General features: G+C 71.9%; 11 protein-coding genes. 8 read left to right on the forward strand and 3 right to left on the reverse strand.

Annotation, left to right across the window (positions count from 1 at the left end; genetic code table 11):
* Positions 1-2 precede the first annotated feature (2 nt).
* The gene (locus ACZ6RC_RS14765; RefSeq protein WP_469582572.1) at positions 3-1,376 is read left to right on the forward strand and encodes an FAD-dependent oxidoreductase; all 1,374 of its coding nucleotides are present in this window, start codon (positions 3-5) and stop codon (positions 1,374-1,376) included.
* Between the two features lie 85 nt (positions 1,377-1,461).
* On the opposite strand, the gene hemE is transcribed toward ACZ6RC_RS14765, so the two are convergent.
* Positions 1,462-2,538 (reverse strand): uroporphyrinogen decarboxylase, encoded by a 1,077-nt coding sequence (gene hemE, locus ACZ6RC_RS14770; RefSeq protein WP_391141726.1) that lies wholly within the window; start codon positions 2,536-2,538, stop codon positions 1,462-1,464.
* 91 nt (positions 2,539-2,629) lie between these two features.
* On the opposite strand from hemE, the gene ACZ6RC_RS14775 reads away from it, so the two are divergent.
* From ACZ6RC_RS14775 to ACZ6RC_RS14805, 7 genes are all read left to right on the forward strand, one after another.
* Positions 2,630-3,322: a DUF3000 domain-containing protein gene (locus ACZ6RC_RS14775; RefSeq protein ID WP_469582576.1), complete on the forward strand. Its 693-nt coding sequence runs from the start codon at positions 2,630-2,632 to the stop codon at positions 3,320-3,322.
* 257 nt (positions 3,323-3,579) lie between these two features.
* Positions 3,580-4,245, forward strand: coding sequence for a response regulator transcription factor (locus tag ACZ6RC_RS14780; RefSeq protein ID WP_064068756.1), 666 nt, complete (start codon positions 3,580-3,582; stop codon positions 4,243-4,245).
* Positions 4,246-4,340: 95 nt separating this feature from the next.
* The gene (locus tag ACZ6RC_RS14785; RefSeq protein ID WP_469582579.1) at positions 4,341-5,624 is read left to right on the forward strand and encodes a ribonuclease D; all 1,284 of its coding nucleotides are present in this window, start codon (positions 4,341-4,343) and stop codon (positions 5,622-5,624) included.
* Positions 5,625-5,827: 203 nt separating this feature from the next.
* Positions 5,828-7,042 (forward strand): thiolase family protein, encoded by a 1,215-nt coding sequence (locus tag ACZ6RC_RS14790; protein ID WP_391141717.1) that lies wholly within the window; start codon positions 5,828-5,830, stop codon positions 7,040-7,042.
* Positions 7,039-9,168, forward strand: a complete 2,130-nt coding sequence (locus ACZ6RC_RS14795) for a 3-hydroxyacyl-CoA dehydrogenase NAD-binding domain-containing protein (protein WP_469582582.1) — start codon at positions 7,039-7,041, stop codon at positions 9,166-9,168. The genes ACZ6RC_RS14790 and ACZ6RC_RS14795 overlap by 4 nt, the downstream gene beginning before the upstream one ends.
* A 162-nt stretch (positions 9,169-9,330) precedes the next feature.
* Positions 9,331-10,401 (forward strand): LCP family protein, encoded by a 1,071-nt coding sequence (locus tag ACZ6RC_RS14800; protein WP_469582585.1) that lies wholly within the window; start codon positions 9,331-9,333, stop codon positions 10,399-10,401.
* 12 nt (positions 10,402-10,413) lie between these two features.
* The gene (locus ACZ6RC_RS14805) at positions 10,414-10,782 is read left to right on the forward strand and encodes an NTP pyrophosphohydrolase (RefSeq protein WP_391141708.1); all 369 of its coding nucleotides are present in this window, start codon (positions 10,414-10,416) and stop codon (positions 10,780-10,782) included.
* On the opposite strand, the gene ACZ6RC_RS14810 is transcribed toward ACZ6RC_RS14805, so the two are convergent.
* Both ACZ6RC_RS14810 and dxs read right to left on the reverse strand, forming a co-directional pair.
* On the reverse strand, positions 10,776-12,251 hold the full coding sequence (locus tag ACZ6RC_RS14810; protein WP_391142213.1) for an amino acid permease: 1,476 nt from the start codon (positions 12,249-12,251) through the stop codon (positions 10,776-10,778). The genes ACZ6RC_RS14805 and ACZ6RC_RS14810 overlap by 7 nt on opposite strands.
* Positions 12,252-12,506: 255 nt before the next feature.
* Positions 12,507-14,426, reverse strand: coding sequence for a 1-deoxy-D-xylulose-5-phosphate synthase (gene dxs / locus ACZ6RC_RS14815; RefSeq protein ID WP_391141705.1), 1,920 nt, complete (start codon positions 14,424-14,426; stop codon positions 12,507-12,509).
* Positions 14,427-14,580: the final 154 nt, after the last annotated feature.

Genomic DNA, 14,580 nt, shown 5'->3' on the forward strand with positions numbered 1-14,580 from the left:
GTATGAGTGAACGACTGGTGATCATCGGTGGGGACGCGGCGGGGATGTCCGCCGCGTCGCAGGCACGCAGGCTCCGCAAGCCCGAGGAGCTGGAGATCGTCGCCTTCGAGCGGGGGCGTTTCGCCTCGTACTCCGCCTGCGGCATCCCGTACTGGGTCGGCGGGGACGTCGACGCGCGCGACGAGCTGATCGCCCGGACCCCCGAGGAGCATCGGGCGCGGGACATCGATCTGCGGATGCGCACCGAGGCGACCGAACTGGACCTGGCGGGGCAGCGCGTGCGCACCCGGGACCTGGAGTCGGGCGCCGAGACGTGGACCGGCTTCGACAAGCTGGTGATCGCGACCGGCGCCCGCCCGGTCCGGCCTCGGCTGCCGGGGATCAATGCGCGGGGCGTGCACGGCGTGCAGACGCTGGACGACGGGCAGGCGCTGCTCGACTCCCTGGAGCGGACGCGGGGCCGCCGGGCGGTCGTCGTGGGCGCGGGGTACATCGGCGTGGAGATGGCCGAGGCGCTGCTGAAGCGCGGTTACGAGGTGACCGTCCTCAACCGCGGCGAGCAGCCGATGTCCACGCTGGACCCGGACATGGGCCGCCTGGTGCACCGGGCGATGGACGGGCTCGGCATCAGGACGGTCGTCTCGTCGGCGGTCACCGAGGTCCTCACCGGCGCGGACGGGCGGGTCCGCGCGGTGGCGACGGAGGACGCCGAGTACCCGGCGGACGTGGTGGTCCTGGGCATGGGCGTGGAGCCGGAGACGACACTGGCGCGGGCGGCCGGCCTGCCGACGGGGACGTACGACGGGCTGCTCACGGACCTCGCGATGCGGGTGCGGGGCCACGAGAACGTGTGGGCGGGCGGCGACTGCGTCGAGGTGCTCGACCTCGTGTCGGGCCGTGAGCGCCACATCGCCCTGGGGACGCACGCCAACAAGCACGGCCAGGTCATCGGCGCGAACGTGGGCGGCGACTACGCCACCTTCCCCGGCGTGGTGGGGACGGCGGTGTCGAAGGTGTGCGAGCTGGAGATCGCGCGGACGGGCCTGCGCGAGAAGGACGCCCGCGCGGTGGGGCTGCGGTACGTGACGGTGAGGGTGGAGTCGACCAGCCGGGCGGGCTACTACCCCGGGGCGGCCCCGATGACGGTGAAGATGCTGGCCGAGCGCCGCACGGGCCGGCTCCTCGGGGTGCAGATCGTGGGCCGTGAGGGGGCGGGGAAGCGGGTGGACGTCGCGGCGGTGGCGCTGACGGCCGGGATGACGGTGGAACGGATGACGGCCCTGGACCTCGGCTACGCCCCGCCCTTCTCGCCGGTGTGGGATCCGGTCCTGGTCGCGGCACGGAAGGCGCAGGCGGCGGTGCGCGCGGCGGGCTAGTCGTGTCCCCGCGGCGATGCCCGTCACCCCCGGGGGTGACGGGCATCGGCCTGCCGAGCGCGGTGCCGCCGGGGCGTACGCGGTGTCAGACGGCGGTGTGCGTGTGGACGTACTCCACCAGGCGGGTCAGCGCGTCCGGGTCGGTGGTCGGCAGCACGCCGTGGCCCAGGTTGAAGACGTGGCCCTCCAGGCCCTTCGCGGCGGCCAGGACCTCGTCCGTCTTGGCCTCCACCGCCTCGCGCGTCGAGAAGAGCACGGCGGGGTCCAGGTTGCCCTGGAGCGCCTTGCCGGGGCCGACGCGGCGGACGGCCTCGTCCAGCGGGACGCGCCAGTCGACGCCGACGACGTCCGCGCCCGCCTCGCCCATGAGGCCGAGGAGTTCGCCCGTGCCGACACCGAAGTGGATGCGCGGCACGCCGTAGGAGGCGACGGAGTCGAAGACCTTCGTGGACGCGGGCATCACCGATCGGCGGTAGTCGGCCGGGGCGAGGGCGCCCACCCAGGAGTCGAAGAGCTGGACGGCGGAGGCGCCCGCCTCGATCTGGACCTTGAGGAAGGCCGAGGTGATCTCGGCGAGGCGGTCGAGCAGATCGGCCCACAGCTGCGGGTCGCCGTACATCAGCGCCTTGGTGTGCTCGTGGTTGCGGGACGGGCCGCCCTCCACGAGGTAGCTCGCGAGGGTGAACGGCGCGCCGGCGAATCCGATCAGAGGGGTGGATCCCAGCTCGGCGGTGAGCATGCCGATGGCCTCGGTGACGTACGCGACGTCCTCGGGGGTCAGGTCGCGCAGCCGGGCCAGGTCGGCGCGGGTGCGGATCGGTTCGGCGACGACCGGGCCGACACCGGGCTTGATGTCGAGGTCGATGCCGATGGCCTTGAGCGGGACGACGATGTCGCTGAAGTAGATCGCCGCGTCGACCTTGTGGCGCCGTACGGGCTGCAGCGTGATCTCGGTGACCAGCTCGGGCCGCATGCAGGACTCGAGCATCGGGATGCCCTCGCGGACCTTCAGGTACTCGGGCAGCGAGCGCCCCGCCTGCCGCATGAACCAGACCGGCGTGTGCGGCACCGGCTCACGCCGGCACGCCTTCATGAACGCGGAGTCGTACGTCTGCGGCTGCTGCTTCGTCTGCTGGCCCGTGGGGGCGTCGTTGGCACTCACGCCCAGAATCTTCGCATGTGCGCGGAAGCCGCTCGCCCGGGCCGGGTGTCCCTCCCTGCGCGGGGGCCCCGTTCCGCCTACTCTTCCCGGCATGGCTGCGGCTCAGGGACATTTTTCCGATCATTCCGAAGGCGACGAGGAGACGGACGGGACGGCGGGCACCACGGAGACGAATCCCGTGCCGCCCGTGTTCCGGCGGGCGGTGGAGGCGCTGCGTTCGGCCCGGCTGCGGCCGGAGATCGAGATGGATCCGACCCGGCCTCCGCAGCGGCTCGCGCCGTACGCGTACGCGCTGGAGGCGGCCGTCGTCGACGGCGAGGACGACCTGGCCGACGGCCGGCTGGTCCTCCTGCACGACCCGGCCGGGCACGACACCTGGAAGGGCACCTTCCGGCTGGTGACGCTGGTACGGGCGGAGCTGGAGCCCGAGATGGCCGCGGACCCGTTGCTGCCGGAGGTGTGCTGGTCCTGGCTGACCGGCGCGATGGAGGCGCGGGGCCTGCTGTTCGCGGAGGCGAGCGGCACCGTGACGATGGCCGGTTCCCACTACTTCGGGGGACTCGCGGACCGCCGTCCCGCGACCCAGATCGAGATCCGGGCGTCCTGGACACCGCAGGAAGGACTCGGCGGGGTCCCGGACACGGGCTCGCACCTGGCCGCCTGGTGCGATCTGCTCTGCCAGATCGCCGGCCTCCCGCCGTCCTCGCCCGAGCAGACGGAGGGCACCGCCCCGGGCGCGGGCGTCGTCTCCCTGCCCCAGCGCCGGGGCCCGCAGCAGGCTTAGGGCGTGTGCCGGAGGTCCCGTCCGGAGGGTCCGCAGCGGGGTCCGCGGGCGGCTTCGGGACCGCCCCCGGGGGAGGCTCACTCGTAGGATGATCGATCACCCGTCCGAATTGCCCGAATTGTTACTCACCAAATCGTGATCATTCCCTAAAGGCGGGCGCCCCAGCTGCCGAAGAGGTCATTGACCCCTTCACCGCTCGGGTCGCCCCCGGCTTCTTCCCCGAGCCGGCTCCGTCCCGCATCTCCCCAGGAGGCCGTGTGTCCGTTCTCCTCGAGCAGCCCGCAAGCCTGGTCGCCTACCGCCCGAACAAGCCGACCGCGATGGTCGTCGTGGCCGACCCGCGCGTCCGCTCCACCGTCACCCGCCACCTGTGGGCCCTTGGAGTACGCGACGTCATCGAGGCGTCCTCCATCGCGGAGGCCCGCCCCCGCGTGGGAAGCCCCCGCGACATCTGCGTGGCCGACGTCCACCTTCCCGACGGCAGCGGCCTCACGCTGCTGTCCGAAACCCGCGCCGCGGGGTGGCCCAACGGCCTCGCCCTCTCCGCGGCCGACGACATCGGCGCCGTGCGCAACGCCCTGGCCGGCGGCGTCAAGGGCTATGTCGTCACCGGTACGCGTACGAACATCGGGCATCCCACCCGCCCCGGCGCCGCCCCCATCGGCGCCGCGGCAGCCCGCCTCGGCCACCGCCGCCCCCCGGGTGCCCCGAGCCACCCGGGCGGCTACCGCGAGCTCTCCGGCCGTGAGGTCGAAGTTCTCCGTCTGGTCGCCGAGGGACAGTCGAACAAGGCCATCGGCGTCTCGATGGGCCTGTCCGCACTGACCGTCAAGAGCCACCTCGCCCGGATCGCCCGCAAGCTGGGCACCGGGGACCGGGCCGGCATGGTCGCGGTGGCGCTGCGCACCGGGATCATCCACTGACCCGGGCGGCCCCCTGAACGGCTGACAGAAGATCGGCGCCTGTCGACGGAACGTTCCGTCGGCAGGCGCTTGCCGTTCGCAGATACCCTTGACAGGTGACCGACGCCCAAGAGACCGCAGCAGACACCGCACTGCGAACCACCGGGGGCGCCCCTCCGGACGACGACGTCCCTGCGAACGGGCTGCCGATCCCCTTGCTGGAGCCCCGCGAGGGCATCCCGCCCGTCGTGGCGACCGACGAGGCCCTCGCCGAGGTGATCGCCGCCTTCGCGGCCGGCCGCGGCCCCGTCGCCGTCGACGCCGAGCGCGCCTCCGGCTACCGCTACGGCCAGCGGGCCTATCTCGTCCAGCTGCGCCGCGAGGGCGCGGGCAGCGCCCTCATCGACCCGGTCGGCTGCCCCGATCTTTCGGGCCTCGGCGAGGCGCTCACCGGGACCGAGTGGATCCTGCACGCGGCGACCCAGGACCTCCCCTGCCTGCGCGACATAGGCATGGTGCCGACGCGGCTCTTCGACACCGAGCTGGCCGGCCGGCTCGCCGGCTTCCCCCGGGTCGGCCTCGGTGCGATGGTCGAGTCCGTCCTCGGCTACGCCCTGGAAAAGGGCCACTCCGCGGTGGACTGGTCCACCCGCCCGCTGCCCGAGCCCTGGCTCCGGTACGCCGCGCTGGACGTCGAGCTCCTCGTCGACCTGCGTGACGCACTGGAGAAGGAGCTGGACCGGCAGGGCAAGCTCGAGTGGGCCCTGCAGGAGTTCGACGCGATCGCCGCGGCCCCGCCCGCGCCGCCGCGCAAGGACCCCTGGCGGCGCACCTCCGGCATGCACAAGGTGCGGCGCCGTCGCCAGATGGCCGTGGTCCGCGAGCTGTGGACGGCCCGGGACCGGATCGCCCAGCGGCGGGACGTCTCGCCGGGCAAGGTGCTGAGCGACGCGGCGATCGTCGAGGCGGCGCTGGCCGTCCCGGCGACCGTGGCCGCGCTGTCGGCGCTGCCCGGCTTCGGCCACCGGATGGGCCGCCGTCAGCTGGAGCAGTGGCAGGCGGCCGTGGACCGCGCCAAGGCGCTCCCCGACACCGAACTCCCCCAGCCCGGCCAGCCGCTCACGGGCCCGCCCCCGCCGCGCGCCTGGGCCGACAAGGACCCGGTGGCGGCCGCCCGCCTCTCGGCGGCCCGCGCCTCGGTCTCGGCCCTCGCCGAGGAGCTGAACCTCCCGCAGGAGAACCTGATCACCCCGGACACGGTCCGGCGCGTGTGCTGGGAGCCGCCGGCCCCGCCGACCGCCGAGGCGGTCGCCGAGGCCCTGACCGGCTACGGCGCCCGGCCCTGGCAGGTGGAGCTGGTGACCCCGCTCCTGGCCGCCGCGCTGTCGGCGACCGCGTGACAGCCCGTACTCCGTGACGGAGAGAGCCCTCGGCGCGCCGCGCCGGGGGCTCTCCCGTTCGGCTTTCCGGGTGTGACCTTCGCCGCTCCGCCCCCAGGGGCTGGGCAGCCTGGTTACCCGCAAGTAGCATGGGGGCAGCAAGCGCGCGCTTAGGCGTGCGCCGCAGCAGTGCAGTGCCATCCCGCACCTGGAGGAGAGCCATCGTGCCTCGTACCGTCAGGGACGTCGTCTTCGTCGACGGCGTCCGCACCCCGTTCGGCAAGGCGGGCCCGAAGGGCATCTACCACGAGACCCGCGCCGACGACCTCGTCGTGAAGGCCATCCGGGAGCTGCTGCGCCGCAACCCCGGCCTCGACCCCGCGAAGATCGACGAGGTGGCCATCGCCGCGACGACGCAGATCGGTGACCAGGGTCTGACCCTCGGCCGCACCGCCGGCATCCTCGCCGGGCTGCCGCAGTCCGTCCCGGGCTACTCCATCGACCGCATGTGCGCCGGTGCCCTCACCGCCGTCACCTCGGTCGCCGGCTCCATCGCCTTCGGCGCGTACGACGCCGTCATCGCCGGCGGTGTCGAGCACATGGGCCGCCACCCCATGGGCGAGGGCGTCGACCCGAACCCGCGCTTCGTCAGCGAGAAGCTGGTCGACGAGTCCGCCCTGTTCATGGGCATGACCGCCGAGAACCTGCACGACCGCTACCCGAGCATCACCAAGCAGCGCGCCGACGAGTACGCCGTGCGTTCGCAGGAGAAGGCCGCCAAGGCGTACGCCGACGGCAAGATCCAGCAGGACCTGGTGCCGATCTCGGTCCGCCGCACCAACGCCGAGGCCGGCGAGACCGGCTGGGGCCTGGTCACCGCCGACGAGCCGATGCGCCCGGGCACCACCCTGGAGTCGCTGGCCAACCTGAAGACGCCGTTCCGCGTCCACGGCAACGTCACCGCCGGTAACGCCGCCGGTCTCAACGACGGCGCCACCGCCTCGATCATCGCCTCCGAGGACTTCGCCCGCGAGAACGGTCTCCCGGTGAAGATGCGCCTCGTCTCGTACGCTTTCGCCGGCGTCGAGCCCGAGGTCATGGGCTACGGCCCGATCCCGGCGACCGAGAAGGCGCTGGCCCAGGCCGGTCTCTCGATCGAGGACATCGACCTCTTCGAGGTCAACGAGGCCTTCGCGGTCCAGGTCCTGGCGTTCCTGGAGCACTACGGCATCGCCGACGACGACGCCCGCGTCAACCAGTACGGCGGCGCGATCGCCTACGGCCACCCGCTCGCCTCCTCCGGCGTTCGTCTGATGACGCAGCTGGCCCGCCAGTTCGAGGAGAACCCGCAGGTCCGTTACGGCCTCAACACGATGTGCGTCGGCTTCGGCATGGGCGCCACGGTCATCTGGGAAAACCCCCACTGGGAGGGCAAGTGAGCACCACCGCCGAGCTTCTGAAGGGCGCCGCGGAGCTCTTCCCCGACGAGGTCGTCACCAGCGCCCACGTACGGCACTTCGACCTGCCCGCGGGTGCGGGCCGGTTCGCGCTGATCACGCTGGACAACGGCTTCGACCACACCAAGCCGACCACCTTCGGCCCCCAGTCGCTGGCGAACCTGAACACCGCCATCGACCAGGTCGAGAAGGAGGCGTCCGAGGGCTCCATCGTCGGCGTCGGCCTCACCGGCAAGCCGTTCATCTTCGCGGTCGGCGCCGACCTCAAGGGCGTCGAGCTGCTGAAGCGGCACGAGGACGCGCTCGCCATCGGCAAGGGCGGCCACGACGTCTTCAAGCGTCTGTCCTCGCTCGCCGTACCGACCTTCGCGTACTACAACGGCGCGGCGATGGGCGGCGGTGTCGAGGCCGGTCTGCACTGCACCTACCGCACGGTATCCAAGGCCCTGCCGGCCTTCTCGCTGCCCGAGGTCTTCCTCGGTCTGGTCCCCGGCTGGGGCGGCTGCGCGCTCCTGCCGAACCTGATCGGCGCCGACAAGGCCGTCTCGGTCATCATCGAGAACTCGCTGAACCAGAACCGTCAGCTCAAGGGCAAGCAGGTCTTCGAACTCGGCATCGCCGACGCGATCTTCGAGGGCGCCGACTTCCTGGAGCAGTCGCTGATCTGGACGGCGTCCGTCATCAACGGGTCGGTCACCGTGGAGCGTCCCGAGATCGACCGCGGCGAGGCCTGGGACCAGGCCGTCGCCAAGGGCCGGTTCATCGCCGACTCCAAGGTGCACGGCGCCGCCCCGGCCGCGTACCGCGCCCTCGACATCATCGAGGCGGCCAAGGACGGCGACCTGCAGAAGGGCTTCGACGCCGAGGACACGGCCCTGGCCGACCTCATCATGGGCGGCGAGCTGCGCTCCGGCATCTACGCCTTCAACCTGGTCCAGAAGCGCGCCAAGCGGCCGGCCGGTGCCCCGGACAAGTCGCTGGCCCGCCCGGTCACCAAGGTCGGTGTCGTCGGCGCCGGTCTGATGGCCTCCCAGCTCGCCCTGCTCTTCCTGCGCCGCCTGGAGGTGCCGGTCGTCCTGACCGACATCGACCAGGAGCGCGTCGACAAGGGTGTGGGCTACGTCCACGCCGAGATCGAGAAGCTGCTCGGCAAGGGCCGCATCAACCAGGACAAGGCCAACCGTCTCAAGGGCCTGGTCTCCGGTGTCCTGGACAAGGCCGAGGGCTTCGCGGACGCGGACTTCATCATCGAGGCCGTGTTCGAGGAGATGTCCGTCAAGCAGAAGGTGTTCGCGGAGGTCGAGGCGGTCGCCCCGGCGCACGCGATCCTCGCCACCAACACCTCCTCGCTGTCGGTCTCCGAGATGGCCTCCAAGCTCCGGCACCCGGAGCGCGTGGTCGGCTTCCACTTCTTCAACCCGGTCGCGATCCTCCCGCTCCTGGAGATCGTGCGCGGCGAGCAGACGGACGACGCCTCGCTCGCCACCGCCTTCGGCGTGGCGAAGAAGCTGAAGAAGACCGCGGTCCTCACCAAGGACGCCCCGGCGTTCGTCGTGAACCGCATCCTGACCCGCTTCATGGGCGAGATCCAGAACGTCATCGACGAGGGCACCCCCGTCGAGACGGCGGAGAAGGCCATCGAGCCCCTCGGCCTGCCGATGTCGCCGCTGGTCCTCCTGGAGCTGGTCGGCCCGGCCATCGGTCTGCACGTCTCCGAGACCCTGAACCGCGCCTTCCCGGACCGCTTCACCGTCTCCCCGAACCTGGCGGCCGTCGTCAAGGCCGGCAAGCGCGGCTTCTACGTCTACGACTCCGGCAAGCCGGAGCTGGACCCCGAGGTCGCCGCCCTCCTCGAGCAGGGCGACACCGTCCTGACCGAGGAGCAGGTCCGCGACCGCGTCCTGGACGCGGTGGCGCAGGAGATCGGCCTGATGCTGGAGGAGGGTGTCGTCGCCGAGGCGCAGGACATCGACCTCTGCCTCATCACCGGCGCGGGCTGGCCCTTCCACCTGGGCGGCATCACGCCGTACCTGGACCGTGAGGGCGTCTCCGAGCGGGTGAACGGCAAGCCGTTCCTGGCGCAGGGCGTGGCGAGCGTCCCGGCGTAACCCGAGGGCGCGCCGACGCGAACCGGCGGCCCCGGCACCCCTCGCGGTGCCGGGGCCGCCGCTCGTGCGCCCGGACGCTTCCGAGCCCCGGGCGCGTCCGGGCGGACGTCCGTATACCCGTACGGGGAACGGGAGTCGCACGGCTGTCTATAGTGCGAACCCATGACGGAGAACTCGACCTCGCCCCAGGGGCGCGCCACCCGGCGCAGACCCCGCACGCGCGGGCAGCGCGTGCGCCGCGCGCTGCTCTGGACCCTGCTGATCGTCGTGGTGGGCACGGCCGCCGCCGGGTACTGGGGCTACTCCAGCATCGACGGCAACATCAAGGGCGTCGACCTCGACAAGGCGCTCGGTGACGACCGCCCGCCGCGGCTGCCGACCGCCGGGCAGAACCTGCTGGTGCTCGGCTCGGACTCGCGTGCCGGTGCCAACGCGGCGCTGGACGGCGGCAAGGTCGCCGGTGCCCGCTCGGACACCGCGCTGGTGGTGCACATACCCGAGGGCCGGAACCGGGCCACCGCGATCAGCATCCCGCGCGACACGCTCGTCACCCGGCCCGCCTGCCGGGACACCGGCGGCGGCACGGCCCCGTCGGCGCAGCGGGTGATGTTCAACTCCGTGTACGCGCAGTACGGCCCGGCCTGTGTCGTGAAGACGGTCGAGAAGATGTCCGGCGTCCGGCTCGACCACTACATGGAGATCGACTTCGCCGGCTTCAAGGACCTGGTGGACGCGATAGGCGGGGTCACCGTCGACCTCGACGAGCCGATCGAGAACGGGCCCGGCGGCCTCGACCTCGCGGCCGGTCCGCAGCGGCTGGACGGCGAGCAGTCCCTCGCGTTCGTCCGGACCCGGTACGGCGTCAAGGACGGCAGCGACCTCGGCCGGATCGGGAACCAGCAGAAGTTCCTGACGGCCCTGCTCGCCGAGGTGAAGAAGCAGGACCTGCTGGGCAGCCCGACCAAGTCGTTCCGGATCGCCGACTCGGCGACCAAGGCGCTCACCACCGACTCCGAACTGGCCTCGCTGACCGCGCTGAGCGAGTTCGCCCGCTCGATGAACGGCGTCGACCCGGGCAGCATGGAGACGATCATGCTGCCGGTGGCGTACGACAAGAAGGACCCGAACCGGGTCGTCGCGGCCGAGCCGAACGCGTCCCGGCTGTGGAAGGCGATCCGCGAGGACGCGCCGATCCCCGCCTCGGCGAAGAAGTCCCCCGCGACCGGCGGCTGACATCCTGGCGTCATGGACCGTACGGAACCGCCCCTGCTCATCGTCGACGGCGCCAACGTGGTCGGGTCGGTGCCCGACGGGTGGTGGCGGGACCGGCGCGGCGCCGCCGAGCGGCTGCGCGACCGGCTCGTGAACGGCCCGGTGCCCGAGGGCGGGCCCTTCGAGGTCGTCCTGGTCGTGGAGGGCGCGGCGCGGGGCGTGGAGTCGGTCCCGGGCGTACGGGTCGAGGAGGCGCCCGGGAGCGGTGACGACCTGATCGTCGAGCTGGCCGGGAACGCCGGCGGCCGGCCGTGTGTGGTGGTCACGGCCGACCGGGAGCTGCGGCGGCGGGTGGGCGAGCACGGGGCCCGTTGCGTGGGCCCTCGCGCCGTCCGTCAGTAGGTCGCCCCGGGCCCCGCCTTGCCCAGGCGGCTGTGGCCACGTCCGTACAGGAAGTAGACGACGACGCCGATCGCCATCCAGACGGCGAAGCGGAACCAGGTCTCGCCCGGCAGGTTGAGCATCAGCCAGAACGAGGCGGCGATGGACAGGATGGGCAGCACCGGCACCCAGGGGGTGCGGAAGGCGCGGGGCAGGTCGGGGCGGCTGCGGCGCAGCACCATCACGCCGACGGCCACGACGACGAAGGCGAACAGGGTGCCGATGTTCACCAGGGTCGCCAGCTCGTTGATGCTGGTGAAGCCGGCGACGATCGCGATGATCACACCCAGCAGGATCGTCGGCCGGTACGGCGTCCGGAAGCGGGGGTGCGTGACGGAGAAGAAGCGCGGCAGGAGGCCGTCGCGACTCATCGCGAAGAACACCCGGGTCTGGCCGAGGAGCAGGATGAGGCAGACCGTGGTGAGGCCGACGGCGGCGCCGAAGCTGATGACGCCGGCGTAGAAGGGGTGCCCGGTGGCCTTGAAGGCGTCCGCGAGCGGGGCGCTGACCGAGAGTTCGGAGTAGTGCTGCATGCCGGTCACGACGAGGGCGACGGCGACGTAGAGCACGGTGCAGATGAGGAGCGAGCCGAGGATGCCGCGGGGCATGTCCCGCTGCGGGAGCTTGGTCTCCTCGGCGGCGGTGGCCACCACGTCGAAGCCGATGAAGGCGAAGAAGACGACGGACGCGGCGGTGAAGATGCCCATGACGCCGAAGTTGCTCGGCTCGTAGCCGAAGATCGTCTGCACCAGCGGGGCGTCCCAGCCCGAGCCGGCGGGCGGGGTCACCGAGGGCGGGATGAACGGCGAGTAGTTGTCGCCGACGATGAAGAACAGACCGGCGACGATCACGATCATGACCACGGTCACCTTGATGGCGACGACGAGCGCGGTGATCCGGGCGGAGAGCTTCATGCCGATGACCAGGATCACGGTCAGGACGAGGACCAGCAGGAAGGCCAGGATGTCGAAGGTGCCGCCCGCCGCGTCGGGGCCTTCGAGTGCCGCCGGTAGGTGCCAGCCGATGTTGTCCATCAGGGACCGGACGTAGCCCGACCAGCCGACGGCGACCACCGCCGTACCGAGGGCGAACTCCAGGACGAGGTCCCAGCCGATGATCCAGGCGGGCAGTTCGCCGATGGAGGCGTACGCGAAGGTGTACGCGGATCCGGCGACCGGGACCGTCGAGGCGAACTCGGCGTAGCACAGGGCCGCGAGCGCGCAGACGATGCCGGCGGCGACGAAGGCCAGGGCGGTCGCCGGGCCCGCGTTCTCCTTGGCCACCTTGCCGGTGAGCACGAAGATGCCGGTGCCGATGATGACCCCGACGCCGAAGACGGTCAGGTCCCAGGCGGAGAGTGATTTCTTGAGTGCGTGCTCGGGCTCTTCCGTGTCGCGGATCGACTGCTCGACCGTCTTGGTCCGGAACATGCCGGTGCTCGCCTGGGGCGGCTTCTGGTCCGTGCTCACCGTCGTACCTCCGTGCCGTCGGTCACAGACCCATGATCGAGACGGCAGGGGGGTGGCGCGCGCCGACGGAACCGGTTTCACACGAAAGGACCGGTCGGCCACCCCGTGGGGTGGTCCGACCGGCCCAATGCGGTCACGCTCCGTCGCCGGTGCCGGGCGTCCCCGCCGGGCGCCGGAGACGGCCCGCGGGTGCCGGCCGTGGGCGGGGCGGGGGTGTCAGTCGCGGGCGGGCTCCACAGCCCGCTCGCTGTCCTCGTAGCGGCCGTCGAGGCGCGAGACCAGGCCGGTGACCTGACGGGCGATGTCCGGCGCGGTCAGCCCGATCTCGGCCATGACCTCCTTGCGGGAGGCGTGGTCGAGGAAGCGCGGCGGGATGCCGAAGTCGCGCAGCGGGACGTCCACGCCCGCGTCGCGCAGGGCCTGCGCGACGGCCGAGCCGACTCCGCCGACGCGGCTGTTGTCCTCGACCGTGACGACGACGCGGTGCTGCTCGGCGAGCGGGGCGAGCGCCTCGTCGACGGGCTTGACCCAGCGCGGGTCGACGACGGTGGTGGTGATGCCCTGGGCGTCGAGCAGGTCCGCGATCTCCAGGCACATCGGCGCGAGCGCCCCGACGGAGACCAGGAGGACGTCGGGCGTGTCGGCGCCGGACTCGCGCAGCACGTCCATGCCGCCGACGCGGCGCAGGGCCGGGACGGCGGGGCCGACGGCGCCCTTGGAGAAGCGGACGACGGTCGGGGCGTCGGTGACCTCCACGGCCTCGCGGAGCTGGGCGCGGACCTGGTCGGCGTCGCGCGGCGCGGCGAGCCGCAGGCCGGGCACGACCTGGAGGATCGACATGTCCCACATGCCGTTGTGCGAGGCGCCGTCGGTACCGGTGACGCCGGCCCGGTCCAGGACGAAGGTGACGCCGCACTTGTGCAGGGCCACGTCCATCAGGACTTGGTCGAAGGCGCGGTTGAGGAAGGTGGCGTAGACCGCGAAGACGGGGTGCAGGCCGCCGGTGGCGAGGCCGGCCGCGGAGACGGCGGCGTGCTGCTCGGCGATGCCGACGTCGTACACCCGCTCCGGGAACGCCTTGGCGAACTTGTCGAGCCCGACGGGCTGGAGCATGGCCGCGGTGATCGCGACGATGTCCTCGCGCTCCTTGCCGAGCTCGACCATCTCCTGGGCGAAGACGCCCGTCCAGTCGGCGCCGGAGGAGGCGATCGGCAGGCCGGTGTCCGGGTGGATCTTGCCGACGGCGTGGAAGCGGTCGGCCTCGTCCTGGAGGGCCGGCTGGTAGCCGCGGCCCTTCTCGGTGAGGCAGTGGACGATCACCGGGCCGCCGAAGCGCTTGGCGCGCGTCAGGGCCGACTCCAGGGCCTCGATGTCGTGGCCGTCGATGGGGCCCACGTACTTCAGGCCGAGGTCCTCGAACATGCCCTGGGGGGCGATGAAGTCCTTCAGGCCCTTCTTGGCGCCGTGCAGGGTTTCGTAGAGCGGCTTCCCGACGACGGGCGTGCGCTCCAGGATGTCCTTGCCGCGGGCCAGGAAACGCTCGTAGCCGTCGGTGGTGCGGAGCGTGGCCAGGTGGTTGGCGAGGCCGCCGATCGTCGGGGCGTAGGACCGCTCGTTGTCGTTGACGACGATGACGAGCGGGCGGTCCTTGGCGGCGGCGATGTTGTTCAGCGCCTCCCAGGCCATGCCGCCCGTCAGGGCCCCGTCGCCGATCACGGCGACGACGTGGTCGTCCTTCTTCAGGACCTCGTTGGCCTTGGCCAGGCCGTCGGCCCAGCCGAGGACCGTCGAGGCGTGCGAGTTCTCGATGACGTCGTGCTCGGACTCGGCCTGCGAGGGGTAGCCGGAGAGGCCGCCCTTCATCTTGAGCTTGGAGAAGTCCTGGCGGCCGGTGAGCAGCTTGTGGACGTAGCTCTGGTGGCCGGTGTCGAAGAGGACCTTGTCCTTCGGGGAGTCGAAGACGCGGTGCAGGGCGATGGTCAGCTCGACCACGCCCAGGTTGGGCCCGAGATGACCGCCGGTCTTGGAGACGGCGTCCACGAGAAACGTCCGGATCTCCTCTGCCAGCTGCTCCAGCTGTTCCGGGGAGAGCCGGTCCAGATCGCGCGGTCCCCTGATACGGGTCAGCAGAGCCACCCGTGCCTCCTTGCGTTTGAGCTGGTCGAGCTTGCCGATTTGTCGAGTCTAATGTTCCGCCCGGCGGCGTCGTCATCGGGCGGCGTTTCCGCGTCACCCGGGTGGCCGACACGCCGCTGGGCGCGCGGGCGTTCACAGTCCTGGACGCAGCAGT

The organism is Streptomyces sp. NPDC048353, assembly GCF_055587165.1.

Coding starts and splice junctions, on each gene's coding strand:
- ACZ6RC_RS14765 (WP_469582572.1), top strand. CDS start 3: ATGAGTGAACGACTGGTGATCATCGGTGGGGACGCGGCGGGGATGTCC.
- ACZ6RC_RS14775 (WP_469582576.1), top strand. CDS start 2,630: ATGGCTGCGGCTCAGGGACATTTTTCCGATCATTCCGAAGGCGACGAG.
- ACZ6RC_RS14800 (WP_469582585.1), top strand. CDS start 9,331: ATGACGGAGAACTCGACCTCGCCCCAGGGGCGCGCCACCCGGCGCAGA.
- ACZ6RC_RS14805 (WP_391141708.1), top strand. CDS start 10,414: ATGGACCGTACGGAACCGCCCCTGCTCATCGTCGACGGCGCCAACGTG.
- ACZ6RC_RS14810 (WP_391142213.1), bottom strand. CDS start 12,251: ATGTTCCGGACCAAGACGGTCGAGCAGTCGATCCGCGACACGGAAGAG.